The sequence below is a fragment of the Pantoea sp. nfd-35 genome, assembly GCF_056892255.1.
The window spans coordinates 3,889,717-3,911,999 of the sequence record NZ_CP122403.1 but is presented as its reverse complement, the minus strand read 5'-3'; the positions used below and the strand labels follow the sequence as shown (position 1 = coordinate 3,911,999).

Here is a 22,283-nt window from a genome sequence, read left to right as displayed (position 1 = left end):
ATCCTTAATGATTGATAACCCTACTGTAACCCGCGCCAGAGCAGGTCAAAATGCCGGTTTGTTCTGAGCTATGCCAGTTTCGTCTTAGCCGATTTGCCTTAGGTGACAGGCCGCCCTGAGGCGGGCGGCTCAGGCAGTCAGTGAAAATCGTGAATGACTTCCAGCACGCCGTTGATAATGAACTGGACGCCCATGCAGACCAGCAGAAAGCCCATCAGACGCGAGATCGCCTCGATGCCGCCTTTACCCACCAGGCGCATGATCGCCCCTGAACTGCGCAGGGAAATCCATAAAATCACGCTCACTACCAGGAATGTCAGCACCGGCGCGACGTTCAGTACCCAGGCAGGGAAATCCACCCCGCTGCGCACGGTAGAGGCCGAGGAGATGATCATCGCGATCGTCCCTGGTCCCGCCGTGCTCGGCATCGCCAGCGGCACAAAGGCGATGTTCACCGGTTCCTGCGCGGTTTCCAGCTCATCGTGCTTGTGTTTGGCTTCGACCGAATGGCCCACCGGCTTCGCCGGAAACAGCATCCGAAAACCAATAAACGCCACGATCAGCCCGCCTGCGATGCGCAGCCCCGGAATGGAGATACCGAAAGTGTGCAGCACCGCGCTGCCTGCGTACCAGGCCACCATCATGATGGCGAACACATAGATGCTCGCCTGCAGCGCCTGGCGGTTGCGCTCCTGAAAATTCATCTCACCGGCCAGGCCCAAAAACAGCGCCACGGTGGTGAGCGGGTTGGCGAGCGGCAGGATCACCACCAGCCCTAACCCAATTGCTTTGATTAACTCCAGCATGCCTTATCCCGTTTAGTGTTTAGGACGTTCCAGCGCTTCCAGCAGCTCCGGGAAGAAGTCTTGCAGGATCTCCGGCGTCATCAGCTCCGGGTACTGCATCAGGTGCTCGCGGATACGTTCGTTCACGTCCGGGATCAGGCGCTGTGCCGCATCGCTGGCGCTGATTTTGTGCTTTTTCATGCTGCGCAGCAGGTCGGCGGGCAGGTTATCTTCGTCTTCGTTATCTTCCACCATCTCCAGCGCGTCCAGCTCGTCGAACATCTCCATCAACGCTTCGGTCTGCGGCGTGCGGGATTCATATTCGCGCGGATGTTCTTCTGCCATATAGCGCAGCATCAGGCGCATCGGCGTGCCATCCGGTGACTTGGGCGGTTCGGCGGCGAACCAGGTCAGCAGCTGGTGGATGGTCACCTGATGGACGTGATAACCGTTATCCACCAGCTCGTCGGCCAGCAGCTCGGCGCTTTCGTTTTCAATCAGACAGATATGCGTGCGGTTGGGATCGTACTCTTCGAGCCACTGGTAGATCTCTTCGATCACCCCATCGTCGTACTCGAACTTTTTGTTTACATAGCTCCCTTCTGACGCATTTACGCAGGCTGTGATCAGGTCTGGATCGAAGTAAATTGCGATGTTGATACCTTTCATGCGTGCTGTCCTGTTCAAATCCAAAACATCACTATAGCGCCCAACGCATTAGGAAGGAAAACTTATGACTTAACATGTTGCGATACAAGGTGATGCAGACAGCGGGCGGGGGACTGACTGGCGGTAAAAAAGCGGGTAAGAAGGGGCGATAAACCTGCCAGCGCGGGGCTGGCAGGCGGCTGTCAGGAGATAAAGTTTTTACCCTGTTTCAGCACCACGTCACAGGCTTTGGTTTTGAGCTTCTCGCCCATCGGCGAGTTGCTGAGGCTTTGCAGGTTCAGTTGCTGGCCATTGCCGGTGTTCAGCAGCCCGGCCACGCCCTGGGTGTAATCCGGTTTTTGCTCCTGCGCGGCGGTGGTATTCAGGCCCAGCTTGCTCAGCACCTGATCTTTTACCGACTGCACGTTGTTTTTCACCACGTTGTGCTCCACGCAGTACTGCATCACTCCTGCGGCATTGGTCATGCTATTGGCGCTCATGGCTTTGTCGTTGCTGTTCAGCAAGCTGGTAATGGAGGACATCGACAGCCCGCCGTTCTGCTGACCTGTTGCACCGTTGTTCTGCTGGCTCAGCTGGTTGGCGGCACTGCTGAGTTGATCCTGCCAGCTTGCGGCTGACGCATTGCCCGCCAGCAGCAGTGCTGCCAGGGCGCAGGCGATATGGCGCTTTTTCATTTCGACCTCGGTTGGGTTTTATGCTTCGTGCTGTTAAGAGGCGGTGGGGATGAGAAAGTTCCGATGAAATGGCGAGCGGGAGGCGGTTTGGGAGGATTCTGGCAGCGGGACAGCGCGGGTTTACTGGGTTCCGTGTGTTTTTTCGCCGCTTAGCGCACATCACAGCGGAATTGGGTTGCTTGCTGGGCACGTAACGGTATAATCCTCAACGTTTTCCGCATCCTCTTCAGTGCCGAAGTGGCGAAATCGGTAGACGCAGTTGATTCAAAATCAACCATCGAAAGATGTGCCGGTTCGAGTCCGGCCTTCGGCACCAAGTGAAGTGAGTTGTTGGACTAAGAAGCTGCCTGAGGGCGGCTTTTTTTGTATCTGAAATCCAGTATCCGCAAGATTTTTCAAGTTTTTCCTTACCCTGGGCCAACCTGATTTAATTCACATCAACTTACTTATGTGGGTATGACTGTGGGTGTATCGCGGTTCGATAATGTTTTTTCCCACACAAGGCCCTTGAAAGAATACTTATCATGGCTCTGAGTGATGTTAAGGTTCGTTCGGCTAAGCTGACCTGCTCCCCGTTGATTAATACACCGTGATGTTAGTAATGTCTTCATAAGCCACATGAGGACATCCCCATGAAGAAGCGATTTTCCGACGAACAGATCATCAGTATTCTCCGCGAGGCAGAAGCCGGGGTTTCGGCCCGGGAACTCTGCCGCAAGCATGCCATTTCAGATGCCACCTTTTACTCCTGGCGCAAGAAGTTCGGTGGCATGGAAGTTCCCGAAGTGAAGCGGCTCAAGTCGCTTGAAGAGGAGAACGCCCGCCTCAAGAAGCTAATTACCGAAGCCATGCTGAATAAGGAGGCACTTCAGGTGGCTCTGGGACGAAAGTACTGACGACAGACCAGAAGCGGGAAGCCGTGGAGGTCATGTGTGAGGCAATGGGTCTGTCGCAACGCCGTGCCTGCAGTCTGGCTGATCTGTCACTTTCAACCTGCCGTTATTCGGCCCAGCGTCCGGCTGCTGACGCGCAACTGTCTCTACGGATCACAGAGCTGGCATTTGAACGCCGGCGATTTGGTTACCGGCGGATCTGGCAGTTATTGCGCCGGGAGGGCCTTCACGTCAACCACAAGCGGGTTTACCGCATCTATCACCTTAACGGTCTGTGTGTAAAACGCAGGCGCCGCCGTAAGGGTCTGGCGACTGAACGGCTTCCGCTTCTTCGCCCGGATGCGCCGAACATGAAATGGTCAATGGATTTTGTCATGGATGCATTTGCCAGCGGCCGCCGGATTAAGTGCCTGACCTTTGTGGATGATTTCACGAAAGAGTTTCTGACGATCACCGCCGCTTTCGGGATTTCAGGTGTTCAGGTCGCGCGTATTCTGGACAGCATTGCGCTGTTTCGTGGATATCCTGCGACGATAAGAACCGATCAGGGCCCGGAATTTATCTGCCGCGCGCTGGATCAATGGGCCTTTGAACATAGTGTTTAGCTGCGCTTAATTCAGCCAGGCAAACCAACTAAAAACGGATTTATTGAGAGTTTTAACGGTCGCTTTCGGGATGAATGCCTGAATGAGCACTGGTTCAGCGATGTTCTTCATGCCCGGAAAATCATTAATGACTGGCGGCAGGACTATAACGAGTCCAGACCTCATTCATCGCTGAATTATCAGACGCCATCTGAATTTGCAGCAGGCTGGCGAAACGGGAAACATGAAGAAAAACCCACCGACATTACTAACTGAAGGTTGTATCTAATACTGGGGGCTGGTCACACCTGTTGGTTAACCCCAATGGCTCAAAATACTGGCGTCTTCAATATCGTTTTAGTGGCAAACAGAAGATGCTGGCGTTAGGGGTTTATCCAATGGTTTCATTGGCAGAGGCTCGTAAGAGGCGCGATGCCGCGAAGAAACTGGTATCTGATGGTATCGATCCCTCTCAAAAGAAAAAAGAGGACAAGATTGAAGAAAGCGGAGCATTAACCTTTGAGGCTGTAGCAAGAGATTGGCATGCTTCCTGTAGCAAAAAATGGTCTAAGTCCCATAGTGAGCGGGTGCTTAAAAGCTTAGTGGATAATCTTTTCTCTGCGTTAGGTAAACGTAAGATTTCGGAGCTGAAGACTCGGGATCTACTCGCTCCAATTAAGGTAGTAGAGGCGAGTGGGCGATATGAAGTAGCTTCGCGTCTTCAACAGCGAACGACCGCAATCCTACGTTTTGCCGTACAAAATGGTCTACTTGATTATAATCCAGCCCAAGATATGGCTGGCGCAATAGCTGTAGCTAAACGAGTGCACCGCCCAGCGCTTGATTTCGAACGTCTTCCCGAATTGCTTGATCGTATCGAATGCTTTAAAGGTCGAAAGTTGACTCAATTTTCAGTGAAACTAACACTGCTGGTATTCATACGTTCAAGTGAACTGCGTTTTGCAAGATGGGAATAATCGATTTTAAAAATGCGCTTTGGACGATACCTGCAGAATGAGAACCTCTGAAGGGCGTAAAGCACTCACATCATGGTTCTAAGATGCGTAGCCCTCACCTCGTTCCTCTAAGCCGTCAGGCACTGGAAGTGTTGAAAGATATAAAACAAATCAGTGGGAATTACGAGTTGGTCTTCATCGGCGATCATCAGCAGGATAGGCCGATGAGCGAGAATACTGTTAACAAGGCTCTTCGCTCAATGGGCTATGACACTAAAACGGAAGTTTGCGGACACTGGTTTAGGGCGATGGCCTGTAGTGCCTTGATCGAATCCGGCTTATGGTCAAAAGATGCTGTTGAGCGTCAGATGAGCCATCAGGAGCGTAATAACGTTCGCGCTGCTTACATCCATCTTGCTGAACATCTCGATGAGCGGAGGCTAATGCTTCAGTGGTGGGCTGACTATCTTGATGCCAATCGAGAAAGAGCGGTCAGGCCGTTTGAGTTTGCCCACAGGTGATCGTTTTGAGTTTGATTAACCATCACATAATATCTTGTAACCCTTTGTTTTGAAGATGTTTGAATAGCTATCACTGGTTGATGGCTACTACATCATTCTATTATGATTTTTTTAGCAATATTTGATATCGTAGCAGTATTAAATACCGAGGAATAACCATGATATCAGGTCTTGATGGTGGAAATTTCATCCTTAGCTCGATGGCTAAGGAAAGAGTCAAATCAGGTCTACTTGATAGAGCAACAATAGAAGGTTCTAAAGGCGAGTATACCGTGATTTTTAATGGTTCAGAGTGGAAGGGTAAGCCATTAGTCTTATGTAGCTCCAGACAGCCTTATGAAGCACGAGTCTTCAAAAGCATAGATGGCGCGGCGGCAGAACTACTACGCATAGGCCTAAGTGAAGCTTCAATCAAAAATACCACCAAATCGAACGCTAAATAATCAGGTTTAAAATAGATATGCAAAGAGAAACGATTTTTTCAGAAGTTGAAACCGCAAATAGTAAACAACTTTCTGTTTTAAAAGCTAACTTCCCACAGTGTTTTGATAAAAATGGGGCGTTTATTCAAGAAAAGCTGCTTGAGATCGTCAAATCATCAGATGTTGAAATCTCTAAAGAATCATACAGCTTAAACTGGCTGGGTAAGTCCTATGCCCGGCTGTTGGCTAACCTACCACCGAAGACGTTGCTCACTGAAGATAAAGACCATAACCAACTTGAAGAGAACAAGAACAGTCAGAATCTGTTGATCAAAGGGGATAACCTCGAAGTATTGAAGCATATGGTTAATGCTTATGCTGAAAAGGTGAAGATGATTTACATTGATCCTCCATACAATACTGGTAAGGATGGATTCGCCTATAACGATGATCGCAAGTTTACACCTGAACAGCTTTCTGCACTTGCAGGTATCGATCTTGATGAAGCTGCCCGTATCCTCGATTTTACTGTCAAAGGTTCAAGTAGCCATAGTGCATGGCTAACATTCATTTATCCTCGTCTTTATATTGCTCGTGAACTAATGAAAGAAGATGGGACTATTTTTATCTCTATCGATCATAATGAGTTCGGTCAATTAAAACTTGTTTGTGATGAGATTTTTGGTGAGCAAAATTATGTTGGAGATATTGTGTGGAAAAATGCAACTGATAATAATCCGTCAAACATAGCTGTAGAGCATGAATATATTATTGTTTACGCAAAAAACAAAGAGCAGCTTGAAAGTGAGTGGAAGTCTAACATTTCAGATGTTAAGAATTTACTTATCAACATAGGTGAAGAATTTACATCAAAATATTCGGGTAATGAACTTAAGGAAAAATATACCCAATGGTATCGTGAACATAAATCTGAATTATGGCCTCTTGACCGATACAAATATATAGATAAAGATGGTGTCTATACTGGTAGCCAGAGTGTACACAACCCCGGAAAAGAGGGGTACAGGTATGATGTGTTACATCCAGAAACTAAAAAACCATGTAAACAACCTCTTATGGGATATCGTTTTCCATCAGAGACAATGGATCGGCTTCTATCAGAAGAAAAAATTATCTTCGGTGATGATGAAAACAAAATTATAGAGTTAAAGGTTTATGCCAAAGATTATAAACAAAAATTAAGCTCTGTTATTAATCTTGATGGGCGTACAGCAACGAATGAACTCAAAGAGTTATTTCCTGAAATGACTCAACCATTTACAAATGCTAAAACAATAAAACTAGTAGAAGATTTAATCTCTTTTGCATGTGATGGAGAAGGTGTTGTTTTAGATTTCTTTGCTGGTTCAGGAACTACAGCACATACAGTATTTAATTTAAATCATAAAAATAAAACATCGTATCAGTTTATTACAGTTCAACTAGATGAGCCAACAAAAGACAAATCTGATGCTTTGAAGCATGGCTATAAAACAATTTTTGACTTAACAAAAGAACGGTTAATTAGAGCTTCTAAAAATAACGGAAATCAAGGTTTTAAGGTATATCAACTAATGACTGATTTTCGAGCAAAAAATGAGTCTGAACTTACGCTGTCTAATCTTAGCTTCTTTGACGATGCTGTATTGACACCTGAACAGTATGATACCCTATTGACTACATGGTGTGTATATGATGGTAGCTTTTTAACAACGCCAATTGAAGATATTAATCTTAATGGCTACAAAGCGCACTTGTGCGATGGTTGTCTGTATCTGATTGCGCCTAATTTCACTAGCGAAGCACTGAAAGCTTTACTTCAAAAGTTGGATGCAGACAAAGACTTTGCCCCTAACAAAGTTGTATTTTATGGCAGCAACTTCGAAAGTGCGAAACAGATGGAACTCAATGAAGCACTTAAAAGTTATGCTAATAAAAAATCTATTGATTTAGATTTGGTGGTAAGGAACTAATCATGTCTAAAGGGTTCACATTCGAAAAAAATTTACCTCATCAAAAGGCTGGCGTTGATTCGGTGATGAATGTCTTTGTATCCGCCATACCTCATCAGACGGATCATGTTGCTATTCGCCTGTTAGCTAATCCAGAACTGAATCTATCTGAACAACAATACTACAACAACATAAAAAATGTTCAGGAGTTCAATGGTATTGAGCACTCAAAAGATAATTACGATGCTAAAAGTAACGTAATTGATGTTTCAATGGAGACAGGTACAGGTAAAACTTATACTTACACCAAAACAATTTTTGACCTGAACAAATCATTTGGCATTAACAAGTTTATCATCATTGTTCCGACTCTATCGATCAAAGCCGGAACCGTTAACTTTTTAAAAAGTGATGCTTTAAAAGAACACTTTCGAGATGATTACGAGCGTGAACTAAAAACTTACGTTGTTGAAAGTCAGAAAAGTTCTGGTAAAAATACAAAATCATACATGCCTCAAGCTATCCATGATTTTGTAGAAGCAAGTAATTTCAATAAGAAATATATACACGTTCTTGTGATCAACTCAGGGATGATTAACTCAAAGTCTTTAACTGACACTTATGATGTTGGTTTGCTTGATAATCAATTTGATACGCCATTTTCTGCTCTTAGTGCGGTTAAACCATTCATTATCATTGATGAACCTCATAAATTCTCTACAGGTAAAAAAACATGGGAAAATATTGAGAAATTTAACGCTCAATATATTGTTCGTTATGGTGCAACCTTTAGTGAGGGCTACAAGAACTTAGTTTATCGTCTTACAGCCGTGGATGCATTCAATGAAGATCTTGTTAAAGGTATTGATGCATACATTGAGGATATTGTTGGTGATGGTAATGCCAATCTCAAGTTCATCAAATCTGACGGAAAAGAAGCTACATTTGAACTGAATGAAAATAGCAATAAAAAAACGTTTAAGTTAGCCAAAGGTGAATCACTATCTAAGACGCATAGTGCGATCCATGATTTAACTCTTGATGCTTTAAACAAGAATACAGCAGTGTTGAGTAATGGTATTGAGTTAAAAATTGGTAGCTCGATAAACCCCTATTCTTACGATCAGACACTTGCTGATAACATGATGCGTAAAGCTGTCAAAGAACACTTTAAGTTAGAAAAAGAGTATCTGACACAAAGGCCACGCATAAAGCCTCTTACTCTTTTCTTCATTGATGAAATTGAAGGCTATCGAGATGGTAATGATATTGCCGGAAGCCTGAAAACTAAGTTCGAAGAATACGTTTTGGCAGAAGCTAATGAGCTGTTAAAAACAGAGAAAGATGAGTTTTATAGAAACTACCTTGAAAAAACTGTTAAGGGTATATCTTCTGTTCATGGTGGTTATTTTTCAAAAGATAACAGTGATAAAGATGATAAAATTGAGCAGGAAATCAACGAAATCCTTCATGACAAAGAGCTTCTATTATCTTTAGAAAATCCTCGCCGTTTCATTTTTTCTAAATGGACGTTGCGTGAGGGGTGGGATAACCCAAATGTCTTTCAGATTTGTAAGCTCCGTTCGAGCGGTAGCACCACATCTAAACTCCAAGAGGTAGGTCGTGGATTACGTCTTCCGGTGAATGAATACATGTGTCGTGTGAAAGACCGCAATTTTACTCTCAACTATTATGTTGATTTTACAGAAAAAGATTTTGTCGATTCTCTTGTCAAAGAGGTTAACGATAGTTCTTTCAAAGAAACTGTTCCAAGTAAGTTTACTCAAGAACTTAAGGATAAAATCCTATCTCAGTATCCTGAGCTTTCATCCAGAACACTCATGAATGAAATTTTTGATGATGAGATCATTGATGATAATGACAACTTCAAAGATTCAGATGCATATAGCCGCTTAAAAGCCAAATATCCGGCAGCGTTCCCTACAGGAGTGAAACCAAGCAAAATCAAAAAAGCCACTGATGGAAAAAGACGCACTAAAATGCGTGTTGGTAAGTTCAGTGAGCTAAAAGAACTATGGGATTTGATCAATCAAAAAGCAGTGATTGAGTATAAAATAAACAGCGAAAATGAATTCTTATCTATTTTCAAGTCATTCATGCTCGAAGAAACAGAAAGATTTACTAAATCAGGCGTTCATACTCGCATTGATAAAATTTACATCTATAATGATACGGCAATGTCGAAAAGCATTTTTAGTGATGATGATAACTTTGCTAAACTAAACACAATGAGCTATCGGGAATTTCTTGATAACTTATCACAAACTATTTTTGCCAAACACGATACCTTACATAAGGTTTTTTGTGATATAAAAAACACTATCAATATCACTGAATACCTTAACATTCAAACAATCAGAAAGATTAAGTCTGGTTTTAGCAAGTATTTGTTGAACAATTCATTTAACAAATTCAGTCTTGGATATAATGTGATTTCAGGTTCAATTCATCCTACAAAGTTCACTAATGCAGACGGTGAGCCTGTGAGTGAGGTATTATCAAGTGATCTTGGTATATTGAATGACAACACAAAACCACCGTTGGATTCTTATCTTTTTGAAGAAGTCTTTTATGACTCAGAGCTTGAAAAGCTCAACATAACAGATGGAGAGATTCAGTCTGTAGCTGTTTTTACAAAGATACCGAAGAATTCCATTAAGATCCCGGTAGCAGGTGGATATACGTACTCCCCTGACTTTGCATATGTTGTCAAAACAAAAAAAGGTGATTATTTAAACTTTATTATCGAAACAAAAAATGTAGATGGGAAGGATAGTTTAAGACTTGAAGAAGAACGTAAGATAAAACATGCACAAGCACTATTCAGTCAAATAAGTAAATCTGTCAAAGTCGAGTTTAGAACACAATTTTCTGCAGACAGAATAGCTGAACTGATAAAAAAAGTTGGATGATAACATTTTATAAATGGAAAAGGGCCTTACGGCCCTTTCGTTTTCCCCTAAAGGGAACTCTTCATTAGAGAGAATACACATCCCCACACTTGGGGTAAATCAATCAGCCCATTGGGCTGTACACTACTCCCCATATATGGGGCAATCAGACACTTCATGAAGTGAATATTCTCAAGGAACCCTTATTAAATATAATGTTAAATGCAGATTGTCAAATATATTTTAAGAATATATTCACATCCATCAATCAAAAATAAATTTAATCCTCCGTAAATAATTATGGGATCAAACCAAGTTCCTGATATCTTATCTTTTTATATCTCATGGTATATTTCTTAATGTCAAAATATGGTATATAACAACCAGAGAGCATTTTTATAGGCTGCTATTAGCTGACACTCCTTTCCCCGTTGCTGTTTCCTATAAAAGAGCTAGAGATAGATAATTGCATTTTTATTTTCTATCCTATTCACTCTGGATCGTTCGGATCACAGCTTATTAGGGCACTCGGAACATCAACACAGGATAAAACATCTACCATTTAAATATATTATAAGGTTATAGGTGTCAAGATAAAACATTAAGTTATATAGAAGTTTCTCACGGCTATAGATACTTCACTTCTGCCTCCCAATCATATCTTTAAGAAACCTTTTTCCTCGTAATTTTAATCTTGCTTTATCTTCAATGCTAATATTCGATAGTTGTAATATCAGTCCTAATATTAACTCTTTATCCACCTCTTCTACTTTACAGCCCACAGCTTTAGCTACTTCAGCACCAAGGATGCTCTTCAAGCGTGTCTCAGCACTCTTGAATAAAGATTTCTCTTTGGTCTTGAGACGATTCAAATGCATCTGCGCTGATGCTATTTTTTGCTTAATGTTTTTTTCTGTTCTTTGTTTTCTGTTTTTATCACCCGTATCCATAATTACTTTTCCTTTTAGTTTTAAAAAACATGAAATACAATTAAAAAAGGAAAAGGTCAAACTGTAAGCACACCCGTTTTAGTTCCACGCACTTTTTGAGGTTTCCGGTTTTTCGGCCATCAGCCGGTACTCCTCCGGCGTCAGGTTATTCAGGGATTCATGAGGCCGCTCGCTGTTGTATTCCATCAGCCAGCGACTTGTGATTTCCCGAGCTTCATTCAGCGTTCTGAACAGGTAAAAATCCAGGATTTCTGTTCGGTACGTCCGGTTAAACCGTTCGATAAAGGCGTTCTGCGTTGGTTTTCCCGGCTTGGTAAATTCCAGCATCACTCTATGCTCTTCAGCCCACTGTGCCAGCGTCAGTGAGACCAGTTCTGGTCCGTTGTCCATCCGCAGTTTCAGTGGATAACCCCGGTTTGCCACGATTCTGTCCAGCACCCTGACCACCCGCTGTGCCAGGATATTCAGATCAATTTCTATGGCGAGGGCCTCGCGGTTAAAGTCATCAACCACATTAAAGGTCCGGAAGCGTCTGCCGCAGACCAGCGCATCATGCATAAAATCGATGGACCAGCTCTGGTTAAGCGCTTCCGGCGTAGCCAGTCGCGCCGGGTTACGCGCGGGTAAACGCTGTTTTCCCTTGCGACGAAAATTCAGTTTCAGCAGGCAGTAAATCCGGTGAACGCGTTTATGGTTCCAGGTGTTACCCTGCCTGCGCAGCAGCTGGAACAGCTTTTTGAAGCCGTATCGCGGGTAGCGCTCTGCCAGCTCAGTCAGCACCTGGATCACCGGTTCATCACGCCGGGTATCGGGCTGGTAAAAACAGACCGTCCTGCTCAGCGATAACGTCCTGCAGGCCTGGCGAATGCTCATGGTAAATTGCGCAGTCAGGTAACCGACGAGCTCACGCTTTATCGCTGGTTTTAAAGCTTTTTTTCGATGACTTCTTTAAGTGCCCGGCATTCAAGGCTGAGATCAGCAAACATCTGTTTGAGGCGACGGTTTTCATCCTCCAGGTCTTTCATCTTTTTTATATCAGAGGCTTCCATACCGCCAAACTTCGCTTTCCAGTTGTAATAGCTGGCTTCAGAGATACCGGCTTTACGGCAGACATCCTTAACGGTACGTCCGGCTTCGACGGACTTCAGAACGGCAATGATCTGGTGTTCGGTGAATCGGGCTTTACGCATGGTGATCTCCTCACAGGACATAATCAGTATGTCGGAAGATCTCTAAAAGTGAATGGTTCGTTTAAGCGGGATACTTACACCTCCTTATCCAGCATGGCTTCGGCAAGCCGCTTCCTGATTCGGACGTTCTCCTCTTCAGGTGACTTAAGCCGTTTTCCCTCAGTGATTTCCATGCCACCAAAATTCTTACGTCAGGTGTAGAAGGTAGCGTCTGAAATGGCGTGCTTATGGGCGGAAATGCCAGCCCCGGCCTCGCGGAGAATACTGATAATCTGTTCGTCAGAAAAACGCTTCTTCATGGGATGTCCTCATATGGCTGATGAAGACACTACTGACATCGTGGTGTATTAATCGAGGAGGAGCAGGTCACTGATCGTTGTATCTAATATCATGAATAGATCATAAAATTGGCGGTAGCAGAATTTTTCAGCAGCACCTTCAACGTATCAAGTTGAATAATATGAAATGTCACCTTGAGAGGTGCTGCTATTAGTTAAATCGGATTTAAAGTCTTACCCATCGCTCTCTCAATCAATTCAAGTAATTCTTTTTGTCTCTGCTCGTAAAATGCTTCAAAATCGTCAGCGCGCAGGGGTTCTACAGGAATATGATGACTTCTTAAAATAGCATTCATTGAAACGTCCTCAAGCTGTACTTGAGGATGTGACTGCAATGAATTTAGATAAACTGATGGAGCAGAACCCCCAATCATCCTGTTTGCTTTATAAGAAATAGGTGTTTTGTTAATAATTGAATCGTACCGACGTCTTGGTATTCCATTTTTTTCGCACCAATCTTTCGGGAAAATATGATGAATATCTAATGAAACCTCGTCACTTTCCAAGTCTCGAATGCGGGATTTCCAGAAGAGGTCGTGTGCACCATCGCGAAGTACGAGTACATTAATGCCTTTATAAGCAGCGCTTAGTCTTGATGTTAATGATTCCAGACGATCAATCTGGAAATTGGCATCGTTAATGGTGCGTGGAATATCTCCATTTCCATCAATCCAGCCAAGCAGTTCTTCAACATCGTTAGCAATACGCGTTTCTACCGCACCACCATAAAGTTCACCAAGCACGCCGCACCAGAACCATTTTGCAATTTTCTGATGAATTTGCGGCTCTCTCCAACGTTCTTCGTCTTTGCTGCAAATAATAGTCATTACAGCTGCCAGAGGAGCAATCTGGGTGCGGTAAGGCAATTCACGTTGGGAACTAAAACATTCCTGGCGAAGGAATTTAGCTGCACAATTAAATCCATTTTCTACAATGTCGGCCCAGTTTTTATAAGCCTCTAAAGGAAGCTCAAGAACAGAAGCTCGTTTCGCACTTACTGGGGATAACTGTTTACCCGCTTTACCCACAGCTATATCAGCTTTGCGTTTTCCCAATGTGTGCAGCATGGTGATGGCTTGAAGAAAATCTGTACTTTCTAAACCACTTAAAACATTTTCTTGTGAAAGACGCTGTTTGCGTGAAGTAACGCCTCTGTACTCACTGCCATACCAGTCATCACGAAGATTGTAGCTATCAGCTGCATAGCTGGCGGTGACAAGTTCGAATACAGAAAGAGGGACGCCTCCAGTGTTAACCTTTTCAAATACGAGGCACACGGCTTCTTTGGTGGTATCTTTTTTCAAAACAATTAAGGGAATCTGATAATCATTGTAAGCATCCAGTACCTGCGTTTTGAATTTGAAGAACTGAGGAACAGCTTCAATATTGTAAGTGTAAAGATCTTGTAACCAAGTCATTGCTTCAAGAATTTCCGAGCATGGAAAATAGAGCTCTTGACACTCAAGTTCTCGATTGGAAAGATCAAGATCCACTTTTCGACCAAAATCGCTACGTATTTGACGATTAGCATCAGTGGCTATGATTGCGTCATCCAGCCTATCCGGGCCTGCAAGAGCTGTGGGTATGTGAATATAGTAATACCGATTGATTGGTTTCCCTTTGTCCGTCGTTGTTTTCACCGGCCCCTGTAGTTTCAGTACTTGAGTTAATGTTGTTAGTCTTTGTTGTCCATCAAGAATGAGTTTTTCTGGCGAAGGCAAACCTAAGGAGGGAACATTTTCTATCGGTCTAACCTGAAAACGTACTTCACCTCCTGTTTCTAAAAGCATCACTGCGCCTACAGGGAATGAACGACCAAGGCTGACGAGTAAGCTACGAACATGCTCATCATCCCAAACCCAACCCCGTTGAAAATCCGGTAACTGGATTTTCCCCTCAACGATATCTTTTAGAAGATCCTTAAGCGGAAGCTTAGTACTATCAAATGTTGACATTTTCACATCCTTGCGCAGTGATTATTTTTATTAACTATACAGTGGTGAAAGACTGTTTGCACCGTTCTTGCTTCAGAATGAGGTTCTGCAGCTAAATATGTTAATAATTTGAATTAAATACTGTTTTTATTAATTATAAATTTTATAACCTCGCACGTGTAACTGAAACCACCAGAACTTTAAATAAGTTTTTGCATTTAGGATGCAATAATTACGCTTATTACATTCAGTAGCTCTTTAAGGCAAGCAAACCATTGCACTCTCTCCCGTATCGTGGACAATACTTAATCATAAGCTGGGTTTATATCTTCCAAATCAATAATTTGACTTAAGTTGCGGGATGCGGGATGGACAGTAACACTAAGGGATTCACTTCATACTGGCGTAACTCACTGGCTGATGCAGAGTCGGGTAAAGGGGCGTTTTCCAGTAAAGATGTAGGTTCATTCACAAAATGGACGGACATAGCCTCAGGGAGGCTTAAAGACGAGATAGTCCGCTCATTTTTTAAAAGTGAAGGTGAAAATATTAAAATTGTAGAGGTGCTTTTACGGCCTCGTGTCTACATCCGTCTTTTGAAGCATGGCAAAAAGCGGACTGCAGGCGCACCAGTGTTCGTCACGCCATTGGTAACATCCGCTCTTATGAACCGCGAAGGTTTTTTGTTTCCCAACGCGCCTACGACTATACCGCGAGACTTGCTTGAGCCACTTCCCAAAGGCATTTTTTCGATTGGTGAGATAACTCATTATGACAAATACAGAACGACACATGACTCAACTTCATTTGGTGTGGATGATGAGCATGAGCGCCACGTGGAAACGGATGAGCAGCGTGAAAAACGATATGAAAGATACAAAAAACGCTGGGAAACATATCTTAAAGAGTCAGAAGATCTTCTTAAAAACGTCGCTAAAGAATGGATTGAATCCCACGAGCAATATGAACTTGCAGAATATGGTTATGTAATCAAAGCCAAACGAGTTGGTGGGGCAAGCATACATATACTGCCTATGTACGATCATCTGCTGGTGAGCAAAAAAGAAGTACCGTTGCTATCGCGCTTTGCGTCTCATGACATGCCTCCCTTAGAATCACTTCTGCCTGACAACGCCATGTTCTGTGAACGACTTGGGCATTCCGGAGATACATTTCCGCTGGCGGTGGCACAACGTGATGCTCTTAGCCATTATCTGACTCAGCAACCAGGTGATATGCTCGCTGTGAACGGCCCTCCCGGAACCGGTAAGACTACGCTGATGCTTTCCATTATTGCTACCGAATGGGCCAGGGCTGCGCTTAATAAGAGTGAACCGCCTGTAGTCATTGCTACGTCAACCAATAACCAGGCTGTGACCAACATCATTGAAGCGTTCGGTAAAGATTTTGGTTCTGGTACCGGGGCAATGGAGGGGCGTTGGTTGCCCGATGTGATCAGCTTTGGCGCGTTTTATCCGTCTTCAACTCAAAGAGCCGACGCAGAAAAAAAATACCAGACGGAAGATTTTTTTAATCGTATCGAATCCCTCGAATATGTTGAAGACGCACGAGTTTTCTATCTGGAGAAGGCAAAAGCGGCGTTTCCAAACGAAGACTGTAGCTCGCCAGAGCTGGTTGTGGATATTTTGCACAAGCATTTAACTGAGATGACTGCTCAGCTTAAGCAAATCGAACTCGCATGGAACAGGCTGAATGCGGTTCGCCGTGAGCGGGATGCCATCAGCGAAGATCTCGGCCAGTACATTCAAGATAAAAATGCCTTACTGCTTAACAGCACGAATGAAGTCGCGCTTTTGAACCAAGGTAAAAAGCGGTGGCAGCAATATCGTGCGAATGAGTCTGTCATATATGCGCTTTTCTCTTGGCTGCCTGTCGTTCGTACTAAACGTCACTATCAAATGAACCTCTTTTTAGATGAGGCGTTTGGCGCAAAAATGACGGCATTTAAGGGATCGCTGCCAGTAGATATTGACGCATTTATAGAGGGTTTAATATCACAATCATCAAAAGAACAAGCGGGTTTCCAAAAAGAAATCGAATTAGCTCTGGACGTCTTCAGACGCGAAAACGAAGCATCTCAGCGCTGGAGCGAGCTGACATATTCATTGGGGCACACAGATTCAGATGAAGTGACCTTGTCCAGAGCGGATGAGCTTGCGGATACTGGGATCCGTTTCCCTGCGTTCTTGCTGTCAACCCATTACTGGGAAGGCCGCTGGCTGATTGATATGGCCAAGATAGATAATCTCCAAAATGAGAAAGATCTTCGAGAGGCGAAGGTAATTAAAGCTTGCTGGCAGCGCAGAATGAAGCTCACCCCTTGCATAGTTATGACCTGCTTTATGCTTCCTTTACATATGCGCGTCAAAGAACCTATCGGTGGAGACCAATTTGAGTATAGTTATTTATACAATTTTGCCGATTTGCTCATTGTTGATGAAGCCGGGCAGGTACTTCCTGAGGTTGCCGCAGCGTCTTTTGCTCTGGCGAAGAAAGCCTTGGTAATTGGTGATACAGAACAAATAGCCCCTATCTGGAACAGCCTGCCAGGTATCGATATAGGCAATATGATGGAGGAGAATATCCTTCACGGCAGTACGCAAGAGGAGCTTACTGAAGCCTATATCTTGATGAGTGAGTCAGGAAAAAGTGCTGCATCAGGCAGTGTTATGAAAGTGGCTCAGTTTAACTCACGCTATAAGTACGATCCTGACTTTGCCCGCGGAATGTACCTGTATGAGCATCGCCGTTGCTTCGACAATATTATTGGTTACTGTAACGCTCTTTGTTATCACGGTAAGTTGCAGCCAAAACGAGGCGAGGAAAAAGAGACAATTTTTCCTGCGATGGGCTATCTCCACATTGATGGCAAGGGTGTTAAAGCAAACGGCGGAAGCCGCTATAACGCCTTTGAGGCTGAAACTATAGCGGCCTGGCTTGCTGCTCACAAAGAGGATATCGAGGCGCATTATGGAGAACCGTTACATAAAGTGGTGGGCGTAGTTACACCATTTTCTGCACAGGTTTATGCCATAAAGTCATCATTACGTGACCAGGATATTAATTGTAGTGGTGATGAAAATTCCCTGACGGTTGGAACTGTGCACGCTTTGCAAGGGGCAGAACGCTCCATCGTACTTTTCTCACCCGTATATTCTAAGCACGAAGATGGCGGATTTATTGATAGTGACAGCAGCATGCTGAACGTTGCCGTTTCTCGGGCTAAGGACAGTTTTCTGGTCTTTGGGGATATGGACCTCTTCGAGATCCAGCCGGGCTCTTCGCCCAGAGGATTACTGGCGAAATACCTGTTTGCGTCCGCAAATAATGCGCTGCAGTTTGAGTTCAATAAACGCCCAGATTTGAGCACTGCTCAAACACAGATATCTACCCTACACGGGGCAGAAGAGCATGATGCCTTTCTCAACCAGACGTTTGACTCAATCGGGAAGAGCATCACGATTGTCTCTCCTTGGTTAATCTGGCATAAGCTGGAAGAAACCGGATTTCTGGCATCAATGAAACGTGCTCTTTCTCGCGGAATTGATATCACAGTCGTGACGGACAAGAGTTTCAATACCCAGGCTTCCAGTTATGAACAGCGGATAGAAAAACGGCAGCGCCTTGATGAAGCTCTTGGAAAGCTAGAAGAGTTCGGTATATCAACCAGACTTGTTGACCGCATACACAGTAAAGTGGTCATTGGTGATGAAGAGCTCTTGTGTGTCGGTTCATTCAACTGGTTCAGTGCATCTCGTGATGAGAAATATCAACGTTATGATACATCCATGGTATATCACGGAAATAACCTAAAAAATGAAATTGATTCCATTTATAAAAACTTGCAGCAACGCCAAGTATTGTATAGTTCCTGATTTATGGATGATTCCTGATGAGCATTTTTCATGGGGTTGTTTTTAAAAGAACTAAATGTCGTGAGGTATTTATGGGCTTTAAGGAAAGGATTTTTGAACTACGAAATAAAAACAAAGTAGACAGTGAGGTTGTTAGAATGAGTTTTTTAAATGATTATATTTTATCCAATCGAAAATATTTTTCTGAGCTACTAGGCGACATGATAGGGGAAAGTTTTAAGTTAAATAATGAGTATCTTCAAGTTCTAAAGGAAGCATATGATAAAGCTCACCGGATTAGAGAGATCGAACTCGATCTATTTTGGAAGAGGGCTGTATTTTGCCTTACTCTAATTGCAGGTTTTATAACGTTGGCAGGCGTGGTATCAACTTCTTATTTCAGAAACCCTTCTGAAAGTGGTGATTTGACTACATTGTGGACTATAGTGACAATATCTTTATTTGGTGGTTTTTTTACATACTTATCTAATCTGGTGGTAATAGGGGGGGAATACTGGAAAAGAAACTGGGAGATGCATGTGGTTATGCTTGAGCCTTTGTTTAGTGGAAGGTTGTATTCCACTCACTTGGTCAACTCATCTCACAGATCGTCGATTGTTAAAGTAATTACGGCGTTATTTTATTTGATATATTTTTTTTGGATTTTAGTCTTGTCTTTTTCATTATTGACTATTTTCAAGGGTGATTCAGAAAAGTTAATGAGAGTACTGGTTGTGCTTTTTTTGGGTGTTACTGTAGTGATTGTTTTTTTAACTTGTATAACCTCTTCTAAAAATAGAAATGTTGAAGTTTATATCACTGGTTATAAAGCAAGTGCAGTGGATAAGCTAAAACTATCGAGGCTCTTTTTTTTAAGGCTGGCTAATATATTGAGAATAATATTTGTTGGAGTTGTTGTTTATATTTTATCTATCTGTGCTATTGAGTATTTCTTATTCGGTAAGTTTTCACTGCTAGGTTATTTTTTTGATTCAGGTATCTTGAGTGTTTAGAGAGGGAGTTAAGCATACCATTAAAAACGATTATTCAATTGCTTCATCGGGCGCTGACAGTGGGGCTACTTATGATTGCTGTTGATCTTTTATTCAATTCGAGTGAGAGTGATGATTCAAACAATCCGGTTATCTGTTCGCGACAGCTTGAAGCGCATACATAATTTTTTATCTCGGGTTATAAGTGCGATAGGGAAATCGTCTCTTACAGCTATCGAGATTACTTAAATGGTAAAATACAGAGTAACATTAGTGCTAAAATGGCGAAACAGGTTTAGTTTCTTGTTGCTGCTGCTAGTGGTTATAAAGTAAGCATTGAGAACGAATCCATCAGATTGGTCGCGTTTACTCGTTCGGTAAATCAATTTCTTATGAATAATAAGGGCAAAGGCTCTGGCCGTAACTTAATTTTCGGGCAACTAACTGATGTTATCTTTATGGCATCGCTGGTTTTTCAGTATGCTGTTTGAATAGGAGACGGATGCCTTGTTTGAATATTTAACTTTATATTGAAATGAAAATATTTATTTTTGTTATTATACTGCTTGCTAATATGGGCTTAATCCTGACAGTCCTCCTGTACGCATTAAACAGAAGGAAATATTATGAGCTTATTGAGCTTTTTCAGAAAAAGCATATGCTTCCTGCACCGTATCTTTACAGCAGTATGATCGGCTTCTTTGGTGCTGCCACGATGGCTTATTTCTTTATCAGACTTAAAAGAAATAAAAGTATATTTTTCCTGGGTAAAAACAGCGAGGCATATCAGTTTGTTGATTCGAATAATGTCGAATAATGTCGAATAATGTCGAATAATGTCGAATTGATGCGGTGGATGATTCCTTTCTTTAATGTTTTTGTATTGAGTTTTGGGTGTGTCTTGTTCCTGATTTCTTTTGGCGGTGTACTGATCTTAATCGATAATTTAACAGATTGATCTTAAAGAAAATTTTTTCTTATCGTCTGTTAAGTGTTTTTGTGGAACCGTATGCAGGGTTGAGCAGGGGTGATTAACTAATGAGAATCTGCTTTATTTCATTCTTTTTTCTTGTTGCCCACTCTGTCTTGACTGAAAGCATCAGATAAAATTGCTTTCGAAAATATAAGTTTCTGAATTCTTCGTGCGAGCTTTCGTTTGAAGCAGCATACTCAGAAGCAAAAGCCCTAACGCCATCATCAGTGAACCAGTAAAGAACGTCTTCATAATCGAGAGTCGATTTACGGATAAGCTCGATGCCTCTTTCACAAGCCACAAAATGGTATGCTTCCCCGCTAATCTCCAGATAGGGCATGCCTACACCATCGGGTTGGTCTGGGATAGTGAAGTAATAATTTGGCCTGATGCCGCCGCCAAGTTGCTCACCAATCTTAAGAAGGCTTGCCCTCAGCTCCTCGATAGTTTTCATTGTTCCATATTACTTTTAAACGCTTGCCAGGCATTCCAGACATCTTCTGGCTTGATGTCAGGGTACCCCCCGACTTTCCGCCATACTGAACGCGATATCTTCAGGCAATGCGATGGCAGTGGCGTTATCACGAATGGCTTCAAGTTCATTTCTCGTCAATGCCAGCCCTTTTTCTTTCTCTTTCGATACGAGTAAGCATTACTAATGCCGGAATGAATACGATAGCCATTTTATTTTCATCTCAATATCGCTGATTCAATATGTTATACGTTGAATCTCTTACGGGTGAAACAGAATTAATGCAAAGTCCTTTGTGACATCAGCTAACACGTACAGTGCCAACCCTGCGTTCTTCAGCTTGCTTAAGATATGGCTAACTGTCTAATCTCGATGATGCCAACCACTCAGGCAGCGCCTCTCTATACCATCCCAAATATTGCGCCAGTTCCGGCTTTCCCCGCTCACTCAATATCAGCACCACCTCATTCACAATCCACGCTTTAGCAATGATGATCTCTTTCGCCAGCACATCCGCATTAAACCTGCTATTCAACTGACAATAGCGTCTTGCTAACACTCGAAAGTCTTCTTCTCCGCCCATCCCTTTGACCAAAGGCGCTAAATCTATCGCTGGGTTACCCAGGCCAAAGCGTTCCCAGTCGAACAGCACCAGTTCGCCATTCTCTCTCTTTCCCCAATTACCTGCATTGGTATCACCGGAGATCACGCAATGCGGTTCAAAAAGAACATTGCTGTGCTTCCGCATTGCCCGAAACTGCCGTTCCGCCTGAGCAGGCAGGCGAAGCAGAGCGAGGCAGCCTTCAAGTTCTGCCTCATCCCACTGATGTGTGCTGAACGTCCATGAGGGATCAGGCGGTACAGAATGTAATCGTGCAATAACGGAAAGGAATGCATCGCCTGTAACAGCGTCTTGTTGGATGGGTTCAGGAATGTATTCGAGTACGAGCTTTCGTTGTTCGTAGCAGGCTGATTTCACCACGGGCGTCAGAATGCCAAGCTGAGCCAGAAGGGGAGCGGCATTGTGATAGAAAGCATATTCCACCTCACTTACCGGCTCTTTCTCAATGGCACAGTGCTTACCATCTTCATCCGCAAGTCGTTTTACGCGGGCACTACCCATTTTCGCTATATCGGCGTCGGTCATAGTAACTCTGCATTTACTCTTAACGTTAAAGACCCAGCTCGCCC

13 protein-coding genes, 1 tRNA gene and 3 pseudogenes are annotated in these 22,283 nt (G+C 43.3%); 8 read left to right on the top strand and 9 right to left on the bottom strand.

The window, feature by feature from the left end:
- Positions 1–137 precede the first annotated feature (137 nt).
- The 3 genes from P9J57_RS18155 to P9J57_RS18145 all read right to left on the bottom strand — a co-directional run bounded on the left by P9J57_RS18155 (position 138) and on the right by P9J57_RS18145 (position 2,128).
- Complete coding sequence (locus P9J57_RS18155) at positions 138–806, bottom strand: MarC family NAAT transporter (protein ID WP_014595200.1); 669 nt, start codon at positions 804–806, stop codon at positions 138–140.
- 12 nt (positions 807–818) lie between these two features.
- Positions 819–1,454, bottom strand: coding sequence for a hypothetical protein (locus P9J57_RS18150; RefSeq protein ID WP_006121820.1), 636 nt, complete (start codon positions 1,452–1,454; stop codon positions 819–821).
- Positions 1,455–1,636: 182 nt separating this feature from the next.
- A complete protein-coding gene (locus tag P9J57_RS18145) occupies positions 1,637–2,128 on the bottom strand; it encodes a YjjA family protein (protein WP_019106731.1) in 492 nt (163 codons plus the stop codon).
- A gap of 231 nt (positions 2,129–2,359) precedes the next feature.
- Here P9J57_RS18145 and P9J57_RS18140 point away from each other — a divergent pair.
- The 6 genes and pseudogenes from P9J57_RS18140 to P9J57_RS18115 all read left to right on the top strand — a co-directional run bounded on the left by P9J57_RS18140 (position 2,360) and on the right by P9J57_RS18115 (position 10,389).
- Positions 2,360–2,444, top strand: a tRNA-Leu gene (locus tag P9J57_RS18140).
- A 316-nt stretch (positions 2,445–2,760) separates the two neighbouring features.
- Positions 2,761–3,881, top strand: a pseudogene (locus tag P9J57_RS18135) (IS3 family transposase).
- Between the two features lie 17 nt (positions 3,882–3,898).
- Positions 3,899–5,082, top strand: a pseudogene (locus P9J57_RS18130) (tyrosine-type recombinase/integrase); the annotation flags it as partial.
- Between the two features lie 158 nt (positions 5,083–5,240).
- The gene (locus P9J57_RS18125; RefSeq protein ID WP_483279337.1) at positions 5,241–5,525 is read left to right on the top strand and encodes a hypothetical protein; all 285 of its coding nucleotides are present in this window, start codon (positions 5,241–5,243) and stop codon (positions 5,523–5,525) included.
- Positions 5,526–5,542: 17 nt separating this feature from the next.
- Positions 5,543–7,477, top strand: a complete 1,935-nt coding sequence (locus P9J57_RS18120; RefSeq protein WP_483279336.1) for a DNA methyltransferase — start codon at positions 5,543–5,545, stop codon at positions 7,475–7,477.
- Positions 7,478–7,479: 2 nt separating this feature from the next.
- Positions 7,480–10,389, top strand: coding sequence for a type III restriction-modification system endonuclease (locus P9J57_RS18115; RefSeq protein WP_483279335.1), 2,910 nt, complete (start codon positions 7,480–7,482; stop codon positions 10,387–10,389).
- A 617-nt stretch (positions 10,390–11,006) separates the two neighbouring features.
- Here the strand turns inward: P9J57_RS18115 and P9J57_RS18110 are convergent.
- From P9J57_RS18110 to P9J57_RS18095, 4 genes and pseudogenes are all read right to left on the bottom strand, one after another.
- Positions 11,007–11,318: a conjugal transfer protein TraD gene (locus P9J57_RS18110; RefSeq protein ID WP_483279334.1), complete on the bottom strand. Its 312-nt coding sequence runs from the start codon at positions 11,316–11,318 to the stop codon at positions 11,007–11,009.
- 78 nt (positions 11,319–11,396) lie between these two features.
- Positions 11,397–12,508 (bottom strand): IS3 family transposase gene (locus P9J57_RS18105; RefSeq protein ID WP_483279333.1). Its coding sequence is split into 2 segments (ribosomal slippage): positions 11,397–12,247 and positions 12,247–12,508, totalling 1,113 coding nucleotides; the frame shifts between segments, so codons are not numbered across the junction.
- A gap of 80 nt (positions 12,509–12,588) precedes the next feature.
- Positions 12,589–12,807, bottom strand: a pseudogene (locus tag P9J57_RS18100) (transposase); the annotation flags it as partial.
- A 194-nt stretch (positions 12,808–13,001) separates the two neighbouring features.
- Positions 13,002–14,801, bottom strand: coding sequence for a GmrSD restriction endonuclease domain-containing protein (locus P9J57_RS18095; protein ID WP_483279332.1), 1,800 nt, complete (start codon positions 14,799–14,801; stop codon positions 13,002–13,004).
- A 347-nt stretch (positions 14,802–15,148) separates the two neighbouring features.
- Between P9J57_RS18095 and P9J57_RS18090 the strand changes: the two genes are divergently transcribed.
- Together P9J57_RS18090 and P9J57_RS18085 are read left to right on the top strand one after the other, a co-directional pair.
- Positions 15,149–18,676: an AAA domain-containing protein gene (locus tag P9J57_RS18090; protein WP_483279331.1), complete on the top strand. Its 3,528-nt coding sequence runs from the start codon at positions 15,149–15,151 to the stop codon at positions 18,674–18,676.
- Positions 18,677–18,693: 17 nt separating this feature from the next.
- A complete protein-coding gene (locus P9J57_RS18085) occupies positions 18,694–19,668 on the top strand; it encodes a RipA family octameric membrane protein (protein ID WP_483279330.1) in 975 nt (324 codons plus the stop codon).
- A 1,010-nt stretch (positions 19,669–20,678) separates the two neighbouring features.
- Here P9J57_RS18085 and P9J57_RS18080 read toward each other — a convergent pair.
- Positions 20,679–21,074, bottom strand: coding sequence for an Imm63 family immunity protein (locus P9J57_RS18080; RefSeq protein ID WP_483279329.1), 396 nt, complete (start codon positions 21,072–21,074; stop codon positions 20,679–20,681).
- 373 nt (positions 21,075–21,447) lie between these two features.
- Positions 21,448–22,239: a phosphotransferase family protein gene (locus P9J57_RS18075; protein ID WP_483279328.1), complete on the bottom strand. Its 792-nt coding sequence runs from the start codon at positions 22,237–22,239 to the stop codon at positions 21,448–21,450.
- Between the last annotated feature and the right edge of the window lie 44 nt (positions 22,240–22,283).